This window comes from Helicobacter pylori, assembly GCF_021062735.1.
Lineage (GTDB): Bacteria > Campylobacterota > Campylobacteria > Campylobacterales > Helicobacteraceae > Helicobacter > Helicobacter pylori_DN.
Genome location: NZ_JAHXLB010000017.1, coordinates 1 through 22,086, shown reverse-complemented (window position 1 = coordinate 22,086; position 22,086 = coordinate 1). Strand labels below are relative to the sequence as shown.

Here is a 22,086-nt window from a genome sequence, read left to right as displayed (position 1 = left end):
TTACGCCTGCACTCTTAAAAAATGGCTCCCCACATGCCTAGAGCCTTTATAGTCGCAAGTGTCATGGGGAATGATTTGTTGGATGAGCGAAGAATAAAACTCAGAAACCGCAAACGCCATGCGCGAATAAATCAAGTTTTTTTCTTTCAAAACAAGCAAGGACTCTCGCATTTGGTTTAAAAAATCGCTCGTTTTTTCGTCTAATAATTCATTCATTTCTTTATTAGGGAATTGGTTTTTTAAAGACAACATTTGCACATCTATATTTGCTTTTTCTTTTTCAAAAGCTTGAATCGCTAGCTGTTTTTGATGGTTTCTTTCAAAAATTTCGGTGTGTTTAGCAAGCTTAATGTCTCTTATATCGCGCTCCGTTAAATCAATCAATGCTTTCAATTGGTTGAGCGCGTTTTCTAAATGAGAATGTAAAACGACCATAACAAATCCTTTAGCTCTTGTTTCAGCCGTATTCAAGCAAATACTATGCCATTTTAGAGTTTTACTATCAGCAAATACTTAGTCCAAAAGTTCTGTAGGGTCAATTTTAAACTGCAACATGTTTGCACTTTCTCTGCCATTATCACCTCCCTTTCTTTGAATAGTAATTCTTCCTATTTTGAGTGAGCCTTTTTTGCTTATTTCTACACTTCCATCATCAAAATAATGTTGCATGACAACATTAATATTTTTTAAAGCCCATTTTATATCAAAATTAATTGCTTGTATGACTAACACCCATTCAGTGCTAAACTCACCCCTACCTTTTAAAATATCAGAAACAATCAGCATTTTATTGTCATTTAACCATGCTAATAATTCTTGTTGTTCTTTATGAGAAAATTCATTAATAAGCATTCTTTTATTAGGATATTTTATATCTTGTCTTGTCGGCTTTAACTCTCCTGTAAAATAAGCGAATAATTGATAAATATTAGGGGGAATATTCCACATTTCTTGATAAGATTTGAGCTTCCTTTTATCAATTTGATTAAAACCTTTTTGATTACTCACTAATTTAACTTGTATATTCTCACTATCTAAGGTTTGTTTTAATTTAATTTGAATGATGACATTTATATCGGCTTTATACCCACTAAGCACATTCGCTTTAACATATTCAATCTTATTTAAATCATAGCCCATAATCATTAGCCAAATTTGTGCATCTCTATCATTAGAGTAATCATTGAATTTTTGTGAGACTTTCTTTTCGCTTAAAAAACCATTTTTAGCAATGAGTGAGCCAAAAGAACTTGTATGACTATTCATTAGAAACTGCCTTTAACATTTGCTGTGTGATAGCAGCAATCACATTCACGCTCATCGCATTCCCTGCTTGGGATAGCAAATGGCTTTCTTTAAAGTTAGGATTATCTTTAATCTTAGCGATCAAATCCCTAGGAAATCCTTGCAAAAGCAAGCTTTCAATAGCGTTTAATTTCTTAATTTTACCTTTTTGAATATAAAATAGGCCATGTCTTCCTGTCCTTAAAGTAGGAAAAACATTAAAATACAACCTTAAATCAGATTGTCTTGTGTCTAAAACAGCGTTTTCTAAAGTTAAAATATCCTCTAAAGAAACCCGGTTGTGGTTGTATTTATTATGCAAATATTTCTGAAAAGTAGCGTTATTAATATCCAAATAACACTCATTATCTGCGTCTAAAAAATCCTTGAAATAATAATCATTGGCTAAACCTAAAGGGAAATGAAATGGGTGTTTTAAATCCTTCCTAAACCCTACAATATAAATGCGTTCTCTATTTTGGGCTAATTGGAAATCAGCGCTGTTTAAAATTTGATAATAAGTTGTATAGCCTGCTTCTTGCAAGGCTTTTATAATAATATTAAAAGTTGCCTTTTTATTATGATTGATCAAGCCCTTAACATTTTCAAGCAAGAAACATTTGGGCTGTTTGACTTTTAAAATGCGAATAAGCCCGTAAATAATCGTCCCTCTTTCATCTTCAAGCCCCTTCCTTTTGCCATTGATAGAAAAAGCCTGACAAGGAAATCCGCTAATGAGTGCATCAAAATCGGGTAAATCATTAGGATTGATTCGCATCAAATCCCCAAAATTATGAGTATCTTTAAAAAATAATTCATAAGTCCTAAGGGCTTCATGATTGATTTCTGCATGCCCTACGCATTTTAAATGGCATCGCTCCAAGCCCAAACGGCCTCCACCAATACCAGAACAAAAATCCATAAAAGTTAAAATTCCCAATCAATCATTCCTAACACACGACTAAAAACATGCCCTATTTAAGAAAGCAACAAACTCATTTTAAAACACAGAGAAACTAAAATTTAATGGAAAACAAAACGATAGCAAGAACAAACCCCCCTAGAAACGAAGCCCTTAAACCCCCTAGCTTATCCCCAATAAATCCTGTGCCATTTTGTGAGAAGTCTCATGCAAGTTGATTTTATACTGGTTATTTTCAATCGCTTTCTTGATCTCAGCTACCCTATCAAGAGCGGCCTCATTGTTTTCAACTTTTTCATTCTTTTCCACACGCTTATAATTCCCCAAAGACTGCACCGGAGCAAGAGAAGAAACGGCATTAATCATTGTAAAATCCTTTAATTTGATATTCATTCCATTACAGCAAGTATCGGCAAAAAAGAAAAAAAGTTAATGGATTTTTGAAATCTGTTTTTGCAATTCCTTACCAAATTTCTTGGTGGTGGTGATGGGTTTTTTCCCGGTTTCTGCCACAGAGCCAAAAGATTGCGATTGCAAACTTTTAAACATAAAAAACATCAAAAAAATTAAAATATAACAAAACAAAAAAAAGCAAATGGTAGGGAACAGCCAATTTTTGAGATTAGAACTATTCATGACCTTGCCTTTTAAATACTCCTATACCTACTACCCATGCGAACATGAGCAACCACAGCCCCCACCTTTCTTTCCGCCATGACCCCCATGAGCGCCACAGCAACCTGCCCCACCGCCATGGTGTGAAGCTAAAATTTCTTCTTCGCTCACTTCCCTAAAACCTAAAACCTTGAAACGAAACGCTAAAGTTTTCCCGGCTAATGGGTGGTTATAATCCACCATCACATGCGTGTTGCTAAAGTCTTTGATGGTGGCTTGAATGGTTTGATGGTCTTCAGTTTGCCCAAAAACGCTCATGCCTTTTTCTAATTCAATGCCTTCAAATTGATCTCTAGGGACTTCTTGCAAATAGCTGTTTTCATAAACCCCATAAGCTTCCTCTGGGGCGATAACAACCTCTTCCCACTCACCAATTTGAGCCTTTAATACCGCTTTTTCCAACCCTGCTATGATTTGATTAGCGCCTATAATAAACTCTAAAGGTTCTTTAGAAATATTGCTGTCTAGCACAACGCTAGAACCCTGCTCCCTCACTTCATATTCAATCAAAGCGGCTTGTTTGATTGACTCTAAATCATGGTTTTGCATGATGGTGTTTCTCCTTGTTTTCTAAGATTTTTTTTGCCATTTTAGCTTGTTCGCTTGAAGGATACAAGTGTTGCAAAGTGTTTAAAAATTTATAATAGTTTTGATCGTCTTTGATTTTTTTAAACGCCCATGCCGTATGCCACAAAAGCACAGGCATGTAAGACGCTTTTTTATTTAAAAGAGCGCTCTCTTTGTAATATTTGATCGCTTCTCTATACTTTTTTTCCCCATAAGCCACTTCTCCAAGCGCATAACGCACATAATAAAGGCGGTAACTATTGGCTTCTAACCACAACAAACGCTCTTTAGCTTCTGCATAGGATTTGTTTTTAAAAAAAGACAGAGCTTCTTGAAAGATCTCTTTTTGCTTGGACAGATCTTTATCAAACTCAATTTTCGCCTTCTCTTGGGTTTTTTTCTCTTGATTTTTTGGGGATTCGGCTTTCAAAGGAGAGTTTTTACCAGCCGGAGTGTTTGATTTGAGCGGCTTTTCAGCTTTTTCCTCTTGTTCTTTGAGAGCTTTTTGGATCAAGGCGATTTGTGAAACCAAATCCTGGCTTAACTTGGTCAACAATTCACTCATCTCTTTATTTTGCTTGTCTAACTGCTGGATAGCTTGCTGGTTAGCGTGAATCTCATTCCTCAAATCCTCTAAGGTTTGCGATTGTTGCTTTAATGCGTTAGCCTGCACTTCTTGCGAAGCTTTTAAGGCTCGCAAGGATTCTTCTTGGGAAAGGATAGCGTTATTGAGATCTTTAATCTTATTAGCCTGCCCTTCATAAACGCTCCTTAGACCCTCTTGAGCTTGAGTGTTAGTCTCTACTTGCGAATGGATTTTGGTCAAAATATTAGAAAAATTCTTACTATTGACTTGCAACTGCTTGAGTTCTTTTTTGGTAGCTCCGCTTTGCAAATCAAACGCTGAAGGCTCCCCATTGAGAAAAAAGGGAGCGATAAAAGGGATAAAAAAAAGCCTTTTCATCCTAGAATTACTTCACTAATTTGACATCCACTCTTCTGTTTTCTTTGTAGCATTCTCTAGTTTTTTGAGTGCATTTGGGTTTGGTTTCACCAAAACTGATGGTTTTGATCATATCTTTTTCTACCCCTTTAATGACTAAAGCGTTTTTCACGCTCAAAGTCCTTTTAACGCCAAGCGCTTGGTTGTATTCGCTAGAGCCAAATTCATCGGTATTGCCTTCCAAAAGCACCTGCATGTGGTTTTCTTTAGCTTTTTGCACGATCTCATCTAAAGTCTCTTGATCGGATTCTTTGATTTCATACTTGTCAAAATCAAAATAAATAGAAGCGATGATAGTCCCGCTCTCAATAGCCGGTTTTTCTTCAACCACTGGAGCTGGCTCTTGTTTAGGCTCTTCTTTCTCTGGAGCTGGTTCTGTAGTAACAGGTGCAGTCTGAACCGTTTTAGCGTTCACATCGCCAGCCACAGTCTTATTATCCATTTTATGACTACAGCCAGCTACCAATAAAAAAGCTACCAAGAAACTAAATGCAGAAGATCTCTTCATTATAAATTCCCCAAGAATAAAATTTTAATAAGTGTAAATATTAACTCACATTCGCTTAATTTAACCTTACCAATCAAAGGCTTGTATTTTCACATTCTTTAAAGGGAATAAAAAACTCTGATTATAGTCTAGCAAAATAAGCCCCATGGCGTATTCTTGGGGTGTCTTTTTGATATACATGATATTTCTCCCATCCGTAGAAAAACGAGGCATCTGGTTAGAGCCATTCACGGTAAGCCTGCGGATATATTTGCTATTTAGAGTGATCAAATTCAAATTAAACACCGTTTTGCCAAATTCATTAAGGTTTTCCCGGCTCACATACACAATACTATCTTTATATGCGTCAATGGATTCATTGCTTCTTCCTTCATAAAGGAGTTGCTCCGCGCTCTCTTTTAAGCCCAATTTCTTCATGTAGATGTTAGGATAACCGGATCTATCCGAAACAAAAGCCATAGACTTGTCATCTTCTAAAAACACTCCTGAGACATCTATCCCAGGATAGCGCGTTATTTTGGTTTTAATTTTTTTATGCGTGTCATACAAATACACATCCGGTTGGCCATCAGGGGCTAAAGACATTAAGATTTTAGAGCCATCAGAACTCACGCTAGAGACCACAGCCATTCCTTGAGAACTAGCGATATTCTCATGAGTGGCTTTTTGAATGTTGTATTTTAAAATCATGGGCGTTCTTTCGCCATACTGCGTGTAATAAAACTCCGTTTGCTCAGCGTTCGCCCATTTAGGGAAAATATTGAGCCTATTGTTTTTGATGATTTCTTTTTGATAACGCATCGTATAATCGGCTAAGGCGATATTTGTGATTCCTGGTCCAATGTATTTAGAAAAAACAATAAGGCGCTTCATCCAAGCGATAGAAGGGGCTTTTAAATAATCATTCACCACAATGGCCATGTTGTGCGCTGCAAAAGGGTATAGATCTAAACTTACAATGGGGTAGTCAAAAGTTTTAACAAGAGTGCTTGTATTGACATCATAAAGTTTTAATCGTGAAATTTTATTGCCGTTTTCTACCGCCACGCTCACCAGCGCTACAAGATGGACTTTTTTATCCTTGAGTTCTGCGTAATTGATAGCGCCTTGATCCTTGTTTTGAGAAACATCAAAATGCTGGCTAGTCTTTAAATCATTCGCTAAGACTTCATGCAATTTTAAAGCGTAATTGGCATCGTTATCTATAGAGTAGCGCACTTCAATTTTAGGAAGTTTTTGAATGGTTTTAATAATATCTAGTGTTTTATCTGTTGCAAAAAGCCCTATAGTGCCTATTAAAAAAAGCCATAAATGCCTCATTGTTCTTCCTTAGTGGTGAAATTAACTTGAATAGAAATCATGTTTCCTCCAGGATATGGGGGAAAATCCACTTTCTTTAAATCATTTAAAAGGGTCATCACACTCTTGTTATAATCCTTAAAATCGGAGTAACTAAGAATGGTATAATCAAACTCCCCATCTTTAGTGATCATAATCAGCGCACTCACTGAAGCCTTGTGATAAAAAACCCCTTTCCAACCTTTATATAAAATCTGATAGATTTGAGCGTACCATTCTTGATAAGCCTTTTCATCAACCCCATCTTGTTTAGGGATTTGCAAATCTAAAGTCTTGTTTTTAACGCTTTCTAGTTTTTGCGCGAATTGATCCAAATTCTGTTGCAAACCTTTCAACATCTCTTGATTTTTTTGGTTTTGCTTTAAGCGTTGCTGTTCTTTTAAACGCCTTTGCTCTTCTTCTTGCTCATTTTTTTGCTCATCTTTTTGAGCGTTTGCGTCTGTCTTTTCTTGAAAATCATTGAGTGAAGAAAAAATATCTTCAAGGCTTTCTTCTTGTTCTTTAGGATCAATAAAATCGCCCTCCTTATCAGTTGCATTTTTTTCAACTACTTTTTCATCTTTTTTTTCTTCTGCTTTTTCAGCTGCTTTTTCATCTTTTTTTTCATCGCTTGGCAAATCTTCTAAATTCAAATCAATGACTTGTTCGTTTTTTTTGCCCAAATCCAAAAGGATTTTCTCCGCTTCTTTATTGTGCCTTTCTAGCAACAAACCATACAATAACAAAGCATAGAGCAAGAACGCTAAAAAGCCAGAAACAACAAAGATCGCGCTCTTACTCATGCAAATTAGCCCTGCTTTTTAAGGACTTGTGATTAAAGAAACTTTTAAAAAACCCGCTTCTTTAATCGTTTTTAACAAATAAATCACTTTGTCATAAGTCAATCGTTTGTCCGCGCGGATACTGACCCTAGTATCTTTATCGTATTTCTTAGAAAGCAAGTTAAAAGTATCCGGGAAGGAGTTGTATTCATAGGTTTGACTATCTATATAGATTTTTGCGTCTTTATCCATGCGGATCTCTATCATTTTATCTTGAGTGGCTCTAGCAGTTTTTGAGCCAGAAGGCAAAGCAATCTCTTCTTTATAAGTAAGAGTGGGCGTCGTTACCATAAGAATAGCCAACAAAACAAGCATCACATCCACTAAGGGCGTGATATTGAGTTCTGGTTTGTCCTCATCCCAATAGTTATCGTAATTCATAAAAACCTTCTAACTCCCTATTTAAGATACTTATAAAATCCCCTTAAAGCTTTATTTTTTAGAAGACAAAATATCCACTTGCATCTGCACATAAACCGATAAATCATACACCTTGCGCTTTAAAATCAAGTAAAAAGAATAGGCTGGAATGGCCGCTAAAATCCCTGCAGCGGTGGCGATAAGAGCCTTAGAAATAATGGGCGCGATCACCCCAAAAGAAGCTTGACCTAACGCGCCCAAATTGTTAAACGCTTCTAAAATTTCAACCACCGTTCCAAACAAACCAATAAAGGGGGCTGTAGAAGAGATAATGCTCAATACCACTAAACCTGTCGTGCTTTGCTTAAGAACTTGATGTTTCCAAGCCTGCAACAATTCATTAGAATACCTTTTGGTTTCATCATTTCTTTTTTTATTAAACATAAAATGCTCTGGAGCGTCTTGCGCCCCATTAAGAATGTTAGACAAAGATTGCATCTCGCGCTTAAGTTCAATCTTTAACACAATGCTTTTATACAAAAAGACCCATAAAGTCATCACCAAATAAAGCGAAATCCAAACTAAAACAAGCGTGGTAACAAACCCGCTCTTATTGAAAAAATAAACGATTGAATCTAACATGATTATCCCCTTAAAGAGACTCAATCTTAGCCAGCACGCTAGAGACCGCTAACCTGTCAGAGCTTGCGTCTTCTAACAGCCTTTTAGCCCTAGAGATAGCATCGTCCCTGTCGTCTGATTCTTTTTTAATAAAGACCGCCCCATCGGCTAAAATATCCACCCGTTCATTAGTAACTTCTGCATAGCCCCAATTGATCGCAATGTGCTCTTTTTGGTTTTCGGTTTCAATCTCAACCACTCCCGCTTGAAGCAAAGTAATCATGTTGCTATGCCCATAAAGCACCCCAAATTCCCCTTCAACTCCTGGCAACACAACGCTTTTAACCTCTCCTGTATAAACCTCCCCCTCAGGAACTACCACACTAATTTTCAACAAAGCCATCACAAAACCCTTAGGAATTTTTCATGTTTTTAGCTTTTTCTAAAACCTCTTGAATGCTGCCCACCATGTAAAACGCGTTTTCAGGAATATGATCGTATTTGCCCTCTAAAATCCCTCCAAAGCCCTCTAAAGTCTCTTGAAGGGTTACATATTTACCGGGACTTCCCGTAAACACTTCAGCCACAAAGAACGGCTGGGATAAAAACTTCTCAATTTTTCTGGCCCTTTCAACCGTTTTTTTATCCTCTTCGCTCAATTCGTCCAATCCCAAAATCGCAATAATATCTTGCAAATCCTTGTATTTTTGCAAAACTTGCTGGATACCGGTGGCGATTTCATAGTGCTTCTCGCCAATCATTTGAGGGCTTAAAATCCTTGAAGTGGAATCCAAAGGATCAACTGCAGGATAAATCCCTTTTTCAGCGATCTTTCTGTTCAATACCGTAGTCGCATCCAAATGCGCAAACACCGAAGCAGGGGCTGGGTCAGTCAAGTCATCGGCTGGCACATACACCGCTTGAACGGAAGTGATAGAGCCATTTTTAGTGGAAGCGATACGCTCTTGAAGTTTCCCCATTTCCCCGGCTAGCGTGGGTTGATACCCCACGGCTGAAGGGATACGGCCTAATAACGCGCTCATTTCCGCACCGCTTTGAGCGTATCTAAAGATATTGTCAATAAACATCAACACATCTAATCCCTTTTCATCACGAAAATACTCCGCCATCGTCAAGCCGGTGAATGCGATGCGATTCCTTGCACCTGGTGGCTCATTCATTTGCCCATAGCACAGCGCGACTTTGTCTAAAACGCCCCCTTCTTTCATCTCAAAATACAGATCGTTCCCTTCTCTGGTGCGCTCCCCCACACCTGCAAACACCGAATACCCGTTATGCTTGTAAGCCACATTGTGGATAAGCTCCATAATGATCACCGTTTTGCCTACGCCAGCCCCACCAAACAAGCCCACTTTACCGCCCTTAGAATAAGGCGCAAGCAAGTCAATGACTTTAATACCGGTTTCAAACATTTCTGTCTTGGTGCTTTGCTGCTCAAAACTAGGGGCTTTTCTGTGAATGGGCCAAGTTAAGGACGGCTTAAGAGGCTCTAAATTGTCAATGCTCTCGCCCACAACATTAAAAATATGCCCTAACACTTCTTCGCCCACAGGCACTTCAATCATTTTGCCACGAGCTTTGACGGCTTGGTTACGCACTAAGCCTTCTGTCATATCCATAGCAATCGCTCGCACCCGATTACCTCCCAAATGGGCTGCCACCTCTAAAACTAAAGATTTTTGAGTGCCATTGACTTCAAAATTAATGTCTAACGCTTCAAAAATCGCCGGTAGATAGGATTCAAATTCCACATCTACCACCGGGCCTAAAACCTGAATGATTTTACCTTCCATCGCTTTCATCACTCCTTATTATTTTAATGTAATTTTTATTTTAGGGCTTCTACGCCAGCATTGATTTCTACCAGCTCGGTCGTAATCGCCTCTTGTCTGGCTTTATTATAAGAAATGGTTAAAGTTTTAACCAAATCTTTAGCGTTATTCGTCGCTGTATCCATAGCCTGCATTCTAGCGCTATGCTCTGCGGCTAAAGAATCAATCAAGGCGTAGTATAAACTATACTCCACATATTTTTCTGCTAAAGAGTCTAAAATTTCATCTTCACTCCCGCTTGGCTCACTAGTAATAGTCTCTTGCGCCTCATTAGGCTGAGGGTTTTGGTGGATGATTTTATACCCAATAGGCAAAATTGTTTTGACTCTTATTTCTTGAGTGATCATGTTTTTAAAGCCATTATGAATGATAATCACCTTATCGGTTTTCCCACTCAAATAATCCTCTACCACTTTTTTCATGAATTCCTGCGTGCGTTCATAATTAGGCATAGAACTCAAATTATTGATCTTGTCTAAAACCTCTATCCCGTTAAAGCTAAAATATTCATTGCCCTTTTTACCAATACCGCGCAAACGCACTTTAATGTCTTTTTCTTTGTATTCATTCGTGCATGCTAAAACTTTTTTAATGGTATTGGTGTTAAAGCCCCCACAAAGCCCCTTATCGGCTGTGATAAAAATAATATCCACTTTTTTGATTTCAAGTCTTTCTAGCTCCCTAAAATACTTGCTTTGAATGTCTTCAATCCCTTGATTTTTCATCTTAGATAGCACATCATCAAACACAGCGTCTAGTTTCAGTGCATACGCTCTGGAATTTCTTGCAACTTCTTCGGCCTTTCTTAGCTTGGAAGTGGAAACGAGTTTCATCGCATGCGTGATCTTTTGCGTGTTTTTAACGCTTCCAATTTTCTTTCTAATGTCTCTTAAATTCGCCATATTCCAGCTCTCTCCTACTCGCTATAAGTGAGCTTAAATTCCTCTAAGACTTTCCTTAGCATGGCTTCTAAATCCTTATCTAGCACTTTTTTAGTGTGGATCTCTTCTAAAACTTGGGGGTATTTTGCTTCCAAGAAAGGGTGCAGTTGCTCTTCAAAATCCACGACTTTTTTCACGCTCACGCTATCTAAAAAGCCCTTAGCCCCAGCATAAATAATGACCACTTGCTTTTCAATAGGCAAGGGCGAATAAGGGGCTTGTTTCAGCACTTCTACCATGCGTTGCCCCCTTTCTAATTGCTTTTTACTCGCTTCATCTAAATCAGAAGCGAATTGCGTGAAGGCTTGCAACTCTCTGTATTGCGCTAGATCTAGGCGCAAAGTCCCTGAAACCTGCTTGGTCGCTTTGATTTGAGCGGCCCCTCCAACCCTTGAAACCGACAAGCCCACATTAATAGCCGGGCGAATCCCTGAATAAAACAAATCCGTTTCTAAGAAAATTTGCCCGTCTGTAATAGAAATGATATTCGTAGGGATATAAGCTGAAACATCGCCCGCTTGAGTTTCCACAATAGGGAGCGCGGTCAAAGAACCCGCACCTTTCTCATCGCAAAGTTTAGCCGCTCTTTCTAAAAGCCGTGAGTGGATATAAAACACATCTCCAGGAAAAGCCTCCCTACCTGGGGGTCTTCTCAAAATCAAAGAAATTTCTCTGTAAGCGACAGCATGCTTACTCAAATCATCATAAATGATTAGGGCATGGCGGGCATGGTCTCTAAAGTATTCCCCCATAGCCACACCTGAATAAGGGGCTAAGTATTGCATCGCAGCTGAATCGGAAGCCGAAGCGTTGATCACGACGCTGTATTCCATCGCTCCGTATTCTTCTAATTTGCGGACCACTTGCGCGACAGTGGATTCTTTTTGCCCAATAGCCACATAGATACAGATCACATTTTGCCCTTTTTGGTTAATGATCGCATCGATCGCTACGGTGGTTTTACCGGTTTGTTTATCCCCAATGATCAATTCCCTTTGCCCGCGCCCAATAGGCACCAACGCATCAATGGCTTTAATGCCCGTTTGCAAAGGCTCATGCACCGATTTTCTGTCCATAATGCCCGGGGCTTTTTGCTCTATTAGGCTAAACTCATTCGTTTCTATCTCGCCCTTGCCATCAATAGGCTCACCCAAAGCGTTCAACACGCGCCCCACAACCGCATCGCCCACAGGAACTTTCATCAAACTCTTCGTGCGTTTAACGCTAGTCCCCTCTTTAATATTGTTGCCAAAACCAAACACAATCACGCCAACGCTATCTTCTTCTAAGTTAGCCGCAACGCCTTTATCCCCTGTTTCAAACTCCAGCACTTCATACGACATCACACCATTTAAGCCATAAACCTTAGCCACACCATCAGCGTATGAAACGACTTTTCCTACTTCAGCCATATCGCAATCAAGTTCAAAATTCTTGATTTTTTCTTCAATAACCGAGCTGATTTCTTCCAATTTTAGTTGGGACATTATCTTTATCTCCTTAGATTGATTAAATAGATTGAATAACCTGTTTTTCTATTTTCTTTAAAATATCTTCTTTAGAAAAGCCTATTTCTAAATCCAGGCTTGAAACGCTCAAAGAAATCCCTTTTTTAGACCAAGTGTCTTGAGCGATTTCTACAGGAGCGTTAAAACGCGCTTGCAATTTTTGTTGCACGGCTTCTAGTTCATTATTTTCAAGCTTTTCTGGGACTAAAAGTGTGGCTTCTAAAGTCCTTTTAGAATCAAAAGACAGCTCTTCAGCGACTAATTCCAACATGTCAAGCCGGTTATTTTTTAACACCACTTCCATTACAGGCTTTAAAACTGAACATGCTTTTATAGAAGTTATTTTTTCTAAGATTTCAAATACAACCTCTTTTTTAACTTTTAAAGAAACATGAGCTAACACCTGGTTGAGTTTGTGTAATTTTATGGCTTCTGCTACATTTTTAAGCCCTACAACGATTTCTTCCAATAACGCTAGATTGCTTTTAGTGTGGTTTTTCAACGCCTTAGCATAATGCTTAGAGATCACTTTTAAATCTTGCATTTAAAGCCTTTGTTTCAAAATATTCACGCAATCTTGCACATTGAAAGAGACTTTTTTGCTCTCTCTTAGATCTTTAAAAACGCTTTCAACCAGCTCTCTTTTGATCTTTTTAACTTCTAAATCCATCAACGCCTTAGAATTTTTGATCAAATTTTCCACATCCATTTTGGTTTGCAATTCGTATTTTTGCGTGATCGTGTAAGCTTCTTTATTCGCATCAGAAATAATTAATTCAGCTTTTTCTTTGGCTTGCTCTAATTCTTTAAGGAGTTTTTTCTTATTTTCTTTACTCACTTTAAGTTGGGCTTGAATTTCTTCTAAGCGTTTGGAGATTTCAAGGCTTTTGGAGCGTAAAAATGAACGCAGTTTTTTAGCCAAAAAATACCACAAAATCCCCGCAAATAAAAGGAAATTTAAAGAACGCTCTATAATATCTGTTTGTGAAATATCCAATCCAGTAGCGCACAAAGGGCTTAAAAGGATCAAAAACCCTAACACCATTTTAACTACAAACATTCATCAACTCCCTAAACCCATAGCCACACGCTTGTTTAACTCGTCTTCAAATACCGGCATTTGCGCTTGCAACTGCTCTTTTAGCGCTTGCTTTTCATTTTGTAATTGCTTTGCAAACGCTTCAAACTCTTGATTGAGTTCGTTCTCTTTTTGCTTGATCACAGCGTCATAGGACTCTGTGGCTTTTTGAATCGCTTCTGCTATTATTTCTCTGCGTTTTTCAGCCGCTTCCTTAAGAAGAGTCTCAATTTGATGACCAATCTCCACGCTTTGGGTGTTATCCGTTTTGATTTTAGCCAAGCTATCCTTTATCTCTGCCTGTCTGTTATCCATAAAAGCCAACAAAGGCCTATACACCCAAACATTCATCGCCCACAACAATAACACAAACACCACAAAAACGACCGCCATTAAATAGGGGTTAACCGATATATTCATAACCTATTTCTTTCCTAAAATCCTACAAAATATTTGAAACTCGCATTTGTTATAAAAACATTAACTCTATCTTAACAAAAAATCGCTTAAAATTTAAGAATATTCAAGCGTTAAGACATCATTTTTTTCATAAAAGCCTCTAAAAGAGAATTTTCATAACATCGTAAAATGATTTTATTCCCTTTCAAATCCGCTTTAAGCTTGTAACGATCCCACAAACTTTGATTCAAGCGTTCTAATTCATCTTCAGCGATGAGAGTTTGGGTTTCTTTGAAACCATGTTTTTTATTTTCACAATTTGCGTTTATTTTAAAATCACGCGCTAAATCTTCTGTCTGGCGTACGCTGAGTTTCTGCCCTATAATGGAATTTAAGATCAATTCTTGTTTTTCTTCATCCAAACCCACCAAGACTTTTGCATGCCCTGAAGTGATTTTTTCTTCTAAAAGAGCGTTTTGAACCTTAGAAGAGAGCGTCAATAAACGCATGATATTAGCCACATGGGCTCTGGATTTTTTAACGATTTTAGACAGCTCTTCTTGGGTCATTTGATAGCTTTCAAGCAATTCTTTATAACATCTAGCCAACTCTAAAGGGTTTAAATCTTCTCGCTGGATATTTTCAATCAAAGCGACTTCACGCATTTTTTCTTGCTCAATATCCACAACAATCGCCTTAATCGTAGGCATTTTAGCCAATTTGCTCGCTCTTAAGCGCCTTTCACCAGCGATCAAATGGTAACGCCCGTTCTCACTCACCACCAAAACCGGTTGCAACAAACCATGCTCTTTAATGGATTGCGCTAATTCTTCTAAAGAATCTTCGCTAAAGATTTTTCTGGGCTGGTAAGGATTGGGCATCACCTCATCAATACCAAGCTCCACAACCCGATTCGCTCTTTCATACAGCCCTTGCTCATACACTTCATTGATTTCAGGGAAAATATCCGCTAAACCCCTACCCAACACTTTATTTTTTGCCATATGCTACCCTTGAAGAATGCTTTGAGCTAATTTTTGATAAGCGATACTGCCATTAGATTTAATATCATAGAGCAAAATGGGCTTACCAAAGCTAGGCGATTCCGCTAGTTTCACGCTTTTAGGGACCATAATATACTCTCCTGTAGCTGAATCTCTAAAAAACTCTGAGTCAAAATACTTGAACAATTCCGCTAAAACCCCTTTTGTCAAATTGAGTTGAGGGACATGCATTGTGGGTAAAAAACCTCTGATTTTGAGCTTAGGGTTCGTGCTTTTTTGCAACATTCTAATGGTGTTAAGTAATAATTTAGTGCCTTCAAGGGCAAAAAATTCGCATTGGATAGGAATGATCACCGAATGGGCTGCTGAAAGCGAATTGATCGTGAGAGGCCCTAGAGCTGGCGGGGAATCAATAATGATATAATCATAAAGCCCTACCACGCTCTCTAAGGCGTTTTTGAGCATGAGCTCGCCTCGTTTGTTCTCATCTTGGCTGTCATAAAAGGTTTTTTCAAACCCAGCTAAACCCAAATTAGAAGGCACTAGATCCAAAAAAGGCATTTGGGTTTTTAAGATCACTTGAGAAATTTGCTTACGGCCAATCAACACATGATAAATATCATAATCAATTTTATCGCGCCTAAAACCCAAGCTTGAAGTGGCGTTGGCTTGAGGGTCAAAATCAATCAACAAGATTTTTTTTTCATGCGCCGCTAAAGAAGCCGCTAAATTAACCGCTGTTGTCGTTTTGCCCACACCCCCTTTTTGATTAGCCACTGCAATGATTTCACTCATCATACTCATATCCTACTATATATCTTATCTTTAATACAAATGCGGCCGTCTTCTAACAATTCCGCATCTTTCAAACTCACCGCTTCGCCCCAATCATTATGGAAACTAAAAGAGTCGTTTCTGTGAAATTCTAACGCATACTTACTTAAAACTTCCCCCCAAAACAGATTTTCTTCTATTTTTTTTAAAAAGCCCTCTATAATCAAATCATCGCTTATGCCAATATCTAAACATGCCCATTTCTTTGAAACCCTATTCACGCCAATGCCGCACACCCGCATGCCTTTATAAACATTAACCAGCACGCCCCCTATTTTTTGACCCCCCAAATACAAGTCGTTAGGCCATTTAAGCCAGGTTTGAGAGCCTAATTCTTTTAAAACTTCTTTAAATAAAAACCCCAAATACAAAGCACTCGCTTGCATGGGTAAATCTTTAGGCAAATCGCTTGCGTTTAAAGCGAGCGAAAAAGTCAAAGCGCTTTTTGTGCCCTCCCAAATATTCCCCCTACTGCCTATCCCAGCGCTTTGGTTTTTAGCCAAGACTAAAACAGGGGCTTTGAGTTCGTTATTTTTAAGTTTTTCTAAAAGATAGGTTTGCGTGGAAGGCAGGCTCTCAAAAACCCTTTTTTCACATTGTCTCATGCCAAAATACCGCCTATTTTCAAACGCTTGCCATTCAAATAATCTTTCGCTTTCAAAGGCTTTTTACCCACCGCTTGCAACCTTGCTATACGCACGCTACCCTTCAAACAACCCACAAGAACGCCTTTTTCATCAATTGCTAAAATCTCGCCTTCCTTGTGGCTTTTTTCATTCTCCACCAATTCCACTTCTAAAAGTTTAAGGTTATTTTCTAAAAAGATTTCTGGCCAAGATTTAAACGCAAGCAATTTTAAAAACAAATTTTTAGCGTCTTTAAAACCCACTAAACCATCAGCCTTGGTGATTTTTTTACAAAAACTAGCTTGCGTGTGATCTTGAGGCTTTCTTGTGATGGAATGAAAATTTTTGAGCGTTGAAAGAAGTAAATCCGCTCCCATATGTGCTAATTTTAAACTTAAAGCGTCTAAATTCAAATAATCTTCTCTCAAAAAAGAAGCGCTTTCTAAAATATCCCCGCTATCCAATTCCAAATCCATAAGCATGGTGCTTATGCCATAAATCCTATCGTCATTGAGTATCATCTCATGAATGGGCGAAGCCCCCCTGTATTTGGGCAATAACGACGCATGCACATTAATGCAAGGAGCGATGGCTAAAACCTCTTTAGGCAAAATCTTACCATAAGCCACCACCACGATAAAATCAGGCTTCAAACCTTTTAAAATTTGAACTTCAGGCTCTTTCAAACTTTGCGGTTGGAAAATGGGGATATTTAAATGATTTTCTAAAATGTATGTTTTAGTCTCTGGAGCTTTCAATTCTTTTTTGCGCCCAAAAGGTTTGTCCCTTTGAGTGAATAGCCCCACCACTTCTATATCCTTATTTTCAACCAACGCCCTTAAGATCACTTCAGCAAACCCCGGCGTTCCCATAAATACGATGCGCATGTTATTCCTTGTTTTTAGTTTTTTAATCCACACTCCTCATATAAGATTGTGTTTGATAAGGATTTAAAATTTTCATAACATTAATAACTATTTTTGCAAATTCTTGGACATTTTCAAGTGAAATTTTATAAGGGCTAAAATGATCTATAACGCTTCCATGACTATCTAAATGCAAGCCTTTTACGATCCTTAAAATTTTTCTTAAAAGCATATCTTTATTTTTTATATTACAATTATTATCCTTATTAAAAGGTAGCTTTGAAAAATTCAATTCAACTTCTCTATTTGCTGTTTCTATCAATTTTTTAATCTTGTCTTCCTCAAAAACATTATTCCCTCCAAGAAAAGAATCAATAAAGTTAATCTTTAAAAAGCTTTCCAATAAAATCCTTACTTTGTTCCCATAATTTATAGCTTCGTTAAAATTATCTTGCACTTTTCCTTTTTTCGCAAATTCATACACTTCTCTAAATAAAAGCAAGTAGAAAGTGTCAAAATAACCAACCACTTCATTTTTACAAACAATTTTTAATTGACTTTGATTGCGTTCTAATTGGAAATAGCGAGCATGTTTGCCTACCATATTGATTAAGCGCGCCATAAAAGTATGATTGTGAGTTAAAACAAATACTTGCGCTTTATCTTCATCTTTCAATGCTTCCCCTGCTAGTTCTTGATTGATTTTTGCCACAATATCAGAAGCGTTATAAATCCTTTGCTCATCTAAACTGGAGATAGGATCATCTATGACAACAACTAAATCTTTTAATTCCTCTTTTTTATAAAATAATTTTAAACGCGCTAAAAAATACGCAAATGCGAGCGTGGTTTTTTCACCACCGCTTAAAATCATCTCAGCCTCACTATTTTCTAAAGCATCAGAATTTAAAACAATTCTATAGTCTTTATCCAAAGAATATTTAGGCAAATTTAAAGCTTTAAGATAGTTATTAATGATTTTAATATCAGGGCGTTTTTGATCGTTTAACTCTTTGAGTTTATTGTCAATTTTTTCTAAAAGACATTTTAATCTCTTATGCCTACGATCTAAAACTAATAGTTTTCTCTCAGCCTCTTTTTTGATCTTTTGCCAATCGTAGCTATCATGTTTAGCCTTTTTAATCCTTGCTTCTTTCAGCTTGGTTTTTAATTTTTCTAATTTCTTTTTTTGCTCTTTCTTTTGGTTTAAAATCTTTCCAGTCTCACCAACACATTGTTGGATATTTTCCTGAATTTCCAACAATTTTTTATCTATCTCTTGAAATTTTCCCTCATTTTTAACTCCCTCTTTTTTATCCACTTCTTTTTGAAGTTCTTCTAATGAATCTTTTATTTGCTCTAACGCATTTTCTAAACTTTTCTTTTCCTTTAAAAAATCCTCCATGAAAGGTTCAAATCTTTCAAATGATTGCAATATTTCCTTTATATTCCATTGATTTAAAATATTTTTTAAAGTCCCACTAATCTCTAAAGAATCTTGATTGAATTGTTCAATACTCTTATTAAAGTAACTTGTATAAGCTTGAATAATATTATTGGTTATTTTTTGAGTGCAAAAAGGGCATGCATTATCAGGCATCTCTTTTTGTAATTTTATTCCTTTCTCAATAAATTCTCTTCCAACCTTGCTAATATGCTCTTTAATTTTCTCTGAAACTTGCCCCGCCTCTTTGTCTATATTAAAGGAAAATAAAAATTCTAACTTATCTTTTATTGTTTGATAATCTTTAGGCAATTCCATTTCTTTTAAACCATCAAATTTTTTCATGGCTTCATTCAATTTGTTAAAATCTTTTTCCAGATCCGTTAATGCATCTTCTTGGTATTTAAATTTATCCTTTGATACTTTACAGAAATCATTTATTCCAATCTCATCTGGTGTTATTTTAATGGTATTTGAAGTCATTTTTTTTCGTATTTTTTCTATTTCTTTATCATATTTTTTAATTTCACTTTCTTGCTTAGCGCTTAAGGTATTCTCAGTGTCGTTCTCATCTTTAATTTTCTTTTGTCTTTTTTCTACTTTCCCCCTACAATCTTTTAATTGATTGATTTCTTTCGTTTCTTCGCCTAAAACCGAGCCTTCTAAAATGATTGTGCCATCATCTAGTTTTTTAAGTCCAAACTCACTATTTAAAGGCGCATTATTGTGTAAAAAATCACTATTATAGATTTCAACCTTAAAGGGTGGCACTCTAATATCGCTATTTGGCTCTATTGTATAGCTTCTATCTTCGCATTCAAACTCAATACTTGGGGATTTATCAGCAGAAATGGTGCAATACTTTTCAATGTGCTTATTTTTTGGAATTAGTAACTCAAAAGCCCTTGTCAAGCTTGTTTTTCCGCACCCATTATTTCCAAAAATGATATTACAGTGTTTAAACTCATCCATTTCAATCATGTCTAAACCACAAAACGCCTTAAAAGATTTTATCTTTTTGATATTGATCGCCATATTTTTTCTCGCTTTTTTCTTTAATTTTTCTTATACAACTCAATTAGATACAAAATTATATCACTCTAAATCTTCCCCATCATACCCAAGCTCTAGCGCCTTCACTTGCCCAATAGCATTACCCGCAATGCCCTTAATAGAGCCATACATGTTAATCGTGCCCTCAAACACTTTGTCAATTTGTTTTTCCCTGCTTTTCCAGATCCTAGCCATCGCGCGTTTTTCGCTTTCTAAATCCGCTCTCAATTGCTCAAACCCCTCTATAATCGCATTCACTTGCATAGAAAATTCAGAGCTTGTCAAATAATGATAGAGCAGATTCACTTTATCGCCCTTATTTTCCTGACTTTTTTTAGCCAAACCCACTTGAATAACCCCCTCTCTTAACACCGTGCTCAACCCCTTAAACTCTTCAAACGAACACACCCACACCCCTTCAAATAACCCCATCCTCTCCATCTCTTTAGGCAAGGCTTCACTCACAATGACCCCCACATCAGCCCCAATCTCTCGCATGTCGCTTTTAAGCTTTTCCACCCAAGCTTTTTGGAATTCTTTAGTGCGTTTGCTCTCATAATAAATTTTCCCGCAATTTTGAAATTCCCTGGTATGCACCACTTGAATGCAATCGCCCCCTCTTTGCCCTTTTTTGATTTCTTCAACACTATCTAGGGGGAATTTTTGCCTCAAAAACTCTTCAATCGCTAATTCTTGCACCTCGCCTTGGAATTGCTGTGAGCTTAACTCCGCCTTTCTTTGAGCGTTTTTCAACTCGTTTCTTAACATTTCTAATTGCTCTTCTTGCTGCTTGAATTTCAATTCATTTTTTTCATGCAAGGCTTTTTCTATTTTTTCCCTCTCCATTTCCAATTTTTCATTCAATTTTTTTTCATTTTCAGCCTTCAATCGGCTCTCGGCTTCGTTATTTTCTCTTTTTAGCCTTTCAATTTCCGCTTCTTTTTGGTGCAATTCCTGAACTTGTTTGGACTTCTCATCCAATTCTTTTTGCAACAATTCCAAGCCTTTTTGCTGCTCTAAAAAAGCGTTTTTTCTGGCTTCTTCAATGATTTTAGCCCTTTCATCTTGCAAGGCTAGTGCGCTCGCTTGTTTGACCGCCTCATCAAATTTGGCCTTTTGCTCTTTCTCTCGCTCTTTTAGGGCCTCTTCTTTTTGCCCTAACATTTTAAGATGAGTGTGATACTGCGCTCTTTTTTCATTCATTTCTTTTTCAAACGCTTTTTGTTGGGCTAAAAACTTATTTTGATTTTCTAACTCAATCTGTTTGTATAGCGCTTCCCTCACATCAATGAGCGTTTGACACTTGGGGCATGTGATTTGATTTTCTTGCATGATTTTCCTTTAAGATTTGGTTTTTTATATTTTATAATAGAATGAGATCAATTTAACTTAAGCAGGTTTTATCCAATAAGTTCAGTAAAATAGGGCTTTAAACAAGGTAAAAAATACCCTTCGCATAAAAACTACATTATAAATGAAGAAAATGAAGAAATTGAGATAATGATCGATCGGTTGCAAGTTGTCCCAAAAGTGCAAGTTTTAAAGAACAATACGATGGGAAGAAGTCTTGCATTAGCATTACAAAAGGTATCTATCCCTAGATCTACATCGGTGCATAGAGCTTTACTCATCAATCATTTTTTAGAACAAGTTATTTTACAAAACCAATCTAATGAGAACAAAAATATAAAATTAAAACCACATTCAATTTAAGAATAGCAGTGTCCAAATTTCCGAATTTGAGCCAAAATGACACTGCTATCGAGATATTTCAAACTCCCTATATCTATTTTTACTCCATCATATAGGGATAAAGTGTGGAAGTATATATCCTCCCCTTTCTTGGTCTAGTCTCAATAGACTAGAACCGAATTAGAATCCTACTCAAGACCCAAACAAGATCTGCTATGCTCTTTCTCTTCATCTCGATGCCTTTCTTCTGTTGAAGAATTAATGAGTTGATCTTTGATATCAGTTTCTCGTTTTAAAGCACCAATAGTCTCTTTTTGGGATTCAATGATCTGATCTTTAGCATTTAATTCAGCTTTAAGTGCTATGTTTTGAGCTTTTAATTTTTGATAGCTACTTATCTTACTCATAATAAACTCCTGTTGTAATCTTAAAATCTATGGAGTGAGAAACGGATCGCAAAACGACACCAATCTCCCAAACCAAGAAGTATTATATCTAAACTCAAAATTAAAGTCAAGGTCTTATGAAAGGTTGTGAAAATCAAATATTAAATAAAATCAAGAAGTAAAAACAAAAGAAAAGCTCAATCTTTCAAAACTAAGCAACAAGAAGTTCTTTTGTCAGGTAATACTCTTGGCTTTTAACAAGCGAATGTTAAAAGCTTTTCT

Annotated in this window: 26 protein-coding genes and 1 pseudogene; 1 reads left to right on the top strand and 26 read right to left on the bottom strand. The window is 37.1% G+C overall.

What is annotated here, in order from left to right; all coding sequences use genetic code 11:
• The 25 genes from KX581_RS07195 to KX581_RS07075 form a co-directional block, all read right to left on the bottom strand.
• On the bottom strand, window positions 1-435 hold the full coding sequence (locus KX581_RS07195) for a hypothetical protein (RefSeq protein ID WP_231175977.1): 435 nt from the start codon (window positions 433-435) through the stop codon (window positions 1-3).
• A gap of 78 nt (window positions 436-513) precedes the next feature.
• Window positions 514-1,266: a PDDEXK family nuclease gene (locus KX581_RS07190; protein ID WP_231175976.1), complete on the bottom strand. Its 753-nt coding sequence runs from the start codon at window positions 1,264-1,266 to the stop codon at window positions 514-516.
• A complete protein-coding gene (dcm, locus tag KX581_RS07185; RefSeq protein ID WP_162972739.1) occupies window positions 1,259-2,224 on the bottom strand; it encodes a DNA cytosine methyltransferase in 966 nt (321 codons plus the stop codon). The genes KX581_RS07190 and dcm overlap by 8 nt, the downstream gene beginning before the upstream one ends.
• A gap of 144 nt (window positions 2,225-2,368) precedes the next feature.
• Entirely contained in the window at window positions 2,369-2,572 is a 204-nt protein-coding gene (locus tag KX581_RS07180) for a flagellar biosynthesis anti-sigma factor FlgM (protein ID WP_001864146.1), read from the bottom strand.
• 63 nt (window positions 2,573-2,635) lie between these two features.
• Window positions 2,636-2,842: a hypothetical protein gene (locus KX581_RS07175; protein WP_001088955.1), complete on the bottom strand. Its 207-nt coding sequence runs from the start codon at window positions 2,840-2,842 to the stop codon at window positions 2,636-2,638.
• A 30-nt stretch (window positions 2,843-2,872) separates the two neighbouring features.
• Complete coding sequence (locus tag KX581_RS07170; RefSeq protein WP_231175975.1) at window positions 2,873-3,430, bottom strand: FKBP-type peptidyl-prolyl cis-trans isomerase; 558 nt, start codon at window positions 3,428-3,430, stop codon at window positions 2,873-2,875.
• The gene (locus KX581_RS07165) at window positions 3,417-4,412 is read right to left on the bottom strand and encodes a tetratricopeptide repeat protein (protein WP_231175974.1); all 996 of its coding nucleotides are present in this window, start codon (window positions 4,410-4,412) and stop codon (window positions 3,417-3,419) included. Before KX581_RS07165 ends, KX581_RS07170 begins: the two co-directional genes overlap by 14 nt.
• 7 nt (window positions 4,413-4,419) lie before the next feature.
• On the bottom strand, window positions 4,420-4,959 hold the full coding sequence (locus KX581_RS07160) for an outer membrane protein Omp18 (RefSeq protein WP_231175973.1): 540 nt from the start codon (window positions 4,957-4,959) through the stop codon (window positions 4,420-4,422).
• 66 nt (window positions 4,960-5,025) lie between these two features.
• Window positions 5,026-6,279, bottom strand: coding sequence for a Tol-Pal system protein TolB (tolB, locus tag KX581_RS07155; protein WP_231175972.1), 1,254 nt, complete (start codon window positions 6,277-6,279; stop codon window positions 5,026-5,028).
• Window positions 6,276-7,100 (bottom strand): energy transducer TonB, encoded by an 825-nt coding sequence (locus KX581_RS07150; protein WP_231175971.1) that lies wholly within the window; start codon window positions 7,098-7,100, stop codon window positions 6,276-6,278. The genes tolB and KX581_RS07150 overlap by 4 nt, the downstream gene beginning before the upstream one ends.
• A gap of 18 nt (window positions 7,101-7,118) precedes the next feature.
• A complete protein-coding gene (locus tag KX581_RS07145) occupies window positions 7,119-7,520 on the bottom strand; it encodes an ExbD/TolR family protein (RefSeq protein WP_001105106.1) in 402 nt (133 codons plus the stop codon).
• A 51-nt stretch (window positions 7,521-7,571) separates the two neighbouring features.
• Window positions 7,572-8,141, bottom strand: coding sequence for a MotA/TolQ/ExbB proton channel family protein (locus KX581_RS07140; protein WP_000887313.1), 570 nt, complete (start codon window positions 8,139-8,141; stop codon window positions 7,572-7,574).
• A gap of 10 nt (window positions 8,142-8,151) precedes the next feature.
• On the bottom strand, window positions 8,152-8,523 hold the full coding sequence (atpC, locus tag KX581_RS07135) for an ATP synthase F1 subunit epsilon (protein ID WP_162972740.1): 372 nt from the start codon (window positions 8,521-8,523) through the stop codon (window positions 8,152-8,154).
• Between the two features lie 10 nt (window positions 8,524-8,533).
• Window positions 8,534-9,934: a F0F1 ATP synthase subunit beta gene (atpD, locus tag KX581_RS07130; RefSeq protein ID WP_162971386.1), complete on the bottom strand. Its 1,401-nt coding sequence runs from the start codon at window positions 9,932-9,934 to the stop codon at window positions 8,534-8,536.
• 35 nt (window positions 9,935-9,969) lie between these two features.
• Entirely contained in the window at window positions 9,970-10,875 is a 906-nt protein-coding gene (gene atpG / locus KX581_RS07125; protein WP_231175970.1) for an ATP synthase F1 subunit gamma, read from the bottom strand.
• A 14-nt stretch (window positions 10,876-10,889) separates the two neighbouring features.
• Window positions 10,890-12,401 carry a F0F1 ATP synthase subunit alpha gene (gene atpA / locus KX581_RS07120; protein WP_000080508.1) on the bottom strand — a complete coding sequence of 504 codons (1,512 nt, stop codon included), beginning with the start codon at window positions 12,399-12,401 and terminating at the stop codon, window positions 10,890-10,892.
• A gap of 22 nt (window positions 12,402-12,423) precedes the next feature.
• A complete protein-coding gene (locus KX581_RS07115) occupies window positions 12,424-12,966 on the bottom strand; it encodes a F0F1 ATP synthase subunit delta (RefSeq protein ID WP_231175969.1) in 543 nt (180 codons plus the stop codon).
• Window positions 12,967-13,482, bottom strand: coding sequence for a F0F1 ATP synthase subunit B (locus KX581_RS07110; protein WP_000498433.1), 516 nt, complete (start codon window positions 13,480-13,482; stop codon window positions 12,967-12,969).
• A gap of 3 nt (window positions 13,483-13,485) precedes the next feature.
• Window positions 13,486-13,920, bottom strand: coding sequence for a FoF1 ATP synthase subunit B' (locus tag KX581_RS07105; protein ID WP_001027619.1), 435 nt, complete (start codon window positions 13,918-13,920; stop codon window positions 13,486-13,488).
• A 110-nt stretch (window positions 13,921-14,030) separates the two neighbouring features.
• On the bottom strand, window positions 14,031-14,903 hold the full coding sequence (locus KX581_RS07100; RefSeq protein WP_231175968.1) for a ParB/RepB/Spo0J family partition protein: 873 nt from the start codon (window positions 14,901-14,903) through the stop codon (window positions 14,031-14,033).
• 3 nt (window positions 14,904-14,906) lie between these two features.
• Window positions 14,907-15,698 (bottom strand): chromosome partitioning ATPase Soj, encoded by a 792-nt coding sequence (soj, locus tag KX581_RS07095; RefSeq protein WP_231175967.1) that lies wholly within the window; start codon window positions 15,696-15,698, stop codon window positions 14,907-14,909.
• 5 nt (window positions 15,699-15,703) lie between these two features.
• Window positions 15,704-16,342, bottom strand: coding sequence for a biotin--[acetyl-CoA-carboxylase] ligase (locus KX581_RS07090; RefSeq protein ID WP_120873218.1), 639 nt, complete (start codon window positions 16,340-16,342; stop codon window positions 15,704-15,706).
• The gene (fmt, locus tag KX581_RS07085) at window positions 16,339-17,250 is read right to left on the bottom strand and encodes a methionyl-tRNA formyltransferase (RefSeq protein WP_120873219.1); all 912 of its coding nucleotides are present in this window, start codon (window positions 17,248-17,250) and stop codon (window positions 16,339-16,341) included. The genes KX581_RS07090 and fmt overlap by 4 nt, the downstream gene beginning before the upstream one ends.
• Before the next feature lie 22 nt (window positions 17,251-17,272).
• On the bottom strand, window positions 17,273-19,708 hold the full coding sequence (locus KX581_RS07080; protein ID WP_231175966.1) for an AAA family ATPase: 2,436 nt from the start codon (window positions 19,706-19,708) through the stop codon (window positions 17,273-17,275).
• Window positions 19,709-19,768: 60 nt separating this feature from the next.
• Window positions 19,769-21,058 (bottom strand): DUF2130 domain-containing protein, encoded by a 1,290-nt coding sequence (locus KX581_RS07075; RefSeq protein WP_231175965.1) that lies wholly within the window; start codon window positions 21,056-21,058, stop codon window positions 19,769-19,771.
• Between the two features lie 159 nt (window positions 21,059-21,217).
• Between KX581_RS07075 and KX581_RS08365 the strand changes: the two are divergent.
• Window positions 21,218-21,418, top strand: a pseudogene (locus KX581_RS08365) (hypothetical protein); the annotation flags it as partial.
• 188 nt (window positions 21,419-21,606) lie between these two features.
• Here the strand turns inward: KX581_RS08365 and KX581_RS07070 are convergent.
• Complete coding sequence (locus tag KX581_RS07070; RefSeq protein WP_231175964.1) at window positions 21,607-21,825, bottom strand: hypothetical protein; 219 nt, start codon at window positions 21,823-21,825, stop codon at window positions 21,607-21,609.
• Window positions 21,826-22,086: the final 261 nt, after the last annotated feature.

Excerpts from the sequence above, each read along its gene's own strand:
- KX581_RS07145 (WP_001105106.1), bottom strand. The coding sequence starts at position 7,520 with ATGAATTACGATAACTATTGGGATGAGGACAAACCAGAACTCAATATC.
- KX581_RS07080 (WP_231175966.1), bottom strand. The coding sequence starts at position 19,708 with ATGGCGATCAATATCAAAAAGATAAAATCTTTTAAGGCGTTTTGTGGT.
- KX581_RS07140 (WP_000887313.1), bottom strand. The coding sequence starts at position 8,141 with ATGTTAGATTCAATCGTTTATTTTTTCAATAAGAGCGGGTTTGTTACC.
- KX581_RS07160 (WP_231175973.1), bottom strand. The coding sequence starts at position 4,959 with ATGAAGAGATCTTCTGCATTTAGTTTCTTGGTAGCTTTTTTATTGGTA.
- KX581_RS07115 (WP_231175969.1), bottom strand. The coding sequence starts at position 12,966 with ATGCAAGATTTAAAAGTGATCTCTAAGCATTATGCTAAGGCGTTGAAA.
- KX581_RS07070 (WP_231175964.1), bottom strand. The coding sequence starts at position 21,825 with ATGAGTAAGATAAGTAGCTATCAAAAATTAAAAGCTCAAAACATAGCA.
- KX581_RS07170 (WP_231175975.1), bottom strand. The coding sequence starts at position 3,430 with ATGCAAAACCATGATTTAGAGTCAATCAAACAAGCCGCTTTGATTGAA.
- tolB (WP_231175972.1), bottom strand. The coding sequence starts at position 6,279 with ATGAGGCATTTATGGCTTTTTTTAATAGGCACTATAGGGCTTTTTGCA.
- atpG (WP_231175970.1), bottom strand. The coding sequence starts at position 10,875 with ATGGCGAATTTAAGAGACATTAGAAAGAAAATTGGAAGCGTTAAAAAC.
- KX581_RS07150 (WP_231175971.1), bottom strand. The coding sequence starts at position 7,100 with ATGAGTAAGAGCGCGATCTTTGTTGTTTCTGGCTTTTTAGCGTTCTTG.
- KX581_RS07090 (WP_120873218.1), bottom strand. The coding sequence starts at position 16,342 with ATGAGACAATGTGAAAAAAGGGTTTTTGAGAGCCTGCCTTCCACGCAA.
- KX581_RS07175 (WP_001088955.1), bottom strand. The coding sequence starts at position 2,842 with ATGAATAGTTCTAATCTCAAAAATTGGCTGTTCCCTACCATTTGCTTT.
- KX581_RS07190 (WP_231175976.1), bottom strand. The coding sequence starts at position 1,266 with ATGAATAGTCATACAAGTTCTTTTGGCTCACTCATTGCTAAAAATGGT.
- KX581_RS07105 (WP_001027619.1), bottom strand. The coding sequence starts at position 13,920 with ATGAATATATCGGTTAACCCCTATTTAATGGCGGTCGTTTTTGTGGTG.
- soj (WP_231175967.1), bottom strand. The coding sequence starts at position 15,698 with ATGAGTGAAATCATTGCAGTGGCTAATCAAAAAGGGGGTGTGGGCAAA.
- fmt (WP_120873219.1), bottom strand. The coding sequence starts at position 17,250 with ATGCGCATCGTATTTATGGGAACGCCGGGGTTTGCTGAAGTGATCTTA.
- KX581_RS07165 (WP_231175974.1), bottom strand. The coding sequence starts at position 4,412 with ATGAAAAGGCTTTTTTTTATCCCTTTTATCGCTCCCTTTTTTCTCAAT.
- KX581_RS07100 (WP_231175968.1), bottom strand. The coding sequence starts at position 14,903 with ATGGCAAAAAATAAAGTGTTGGGTAGGGGTTTAGCGGATATTTTCCCT.
- KX581_RS07110 (WP_000498433.1), bottom strand. The coding sequence starts at position 13,482 with ATGTTTGTAGTTAAAATGGTGTTAGGGTTTTTGATCCTTTTAAGCCCT.
- KX581_RS07195 (WP_231175977.1), bottom strand. The coding sequence starts at position 435 with ATGGTCGTTTTACATTCTCATTTAGAAAACGCGCTCAACCAATTGAAA.
- KX581_RS07180 (WP_001864146.1), bottom strand. The coding sequence starts at position 2,572 with ATGATTAATGCCGTTTCTTCTCTTGCTCCGGTGCAGTCTTTGGGGAAT.
- atpD (WP_162971386.1), bottom strand. The coding sequence starts at position 9,934 with ATGGAAGGTAAAATCATTCAGGTTTTAGGCCCGGTGGTAGATGTGGAA.
- atpC (WP_162972740.1), bottom strand. The coding sequence starts at position 8,523 with ATGGCTTTGTTGAAAATTAGTGTGGTAGTTCCTGAGGGGGAGGTTTAT.
- atpA (WP_000080508.1), bottom strand. The coding sequence starts at position 12,401 with ATGTCCCAACTAAAATTGGAAGAAATCAGCTCGGTTATTGAAGAAAAA.
- KX581_RS07075 (WP_231175965.1), bottom strand. The coding sequence starts at position 21,058 with ATGCAAGAAAATCAAATCACATGCCCCAAGTGTCAAACGCTCATTGAT.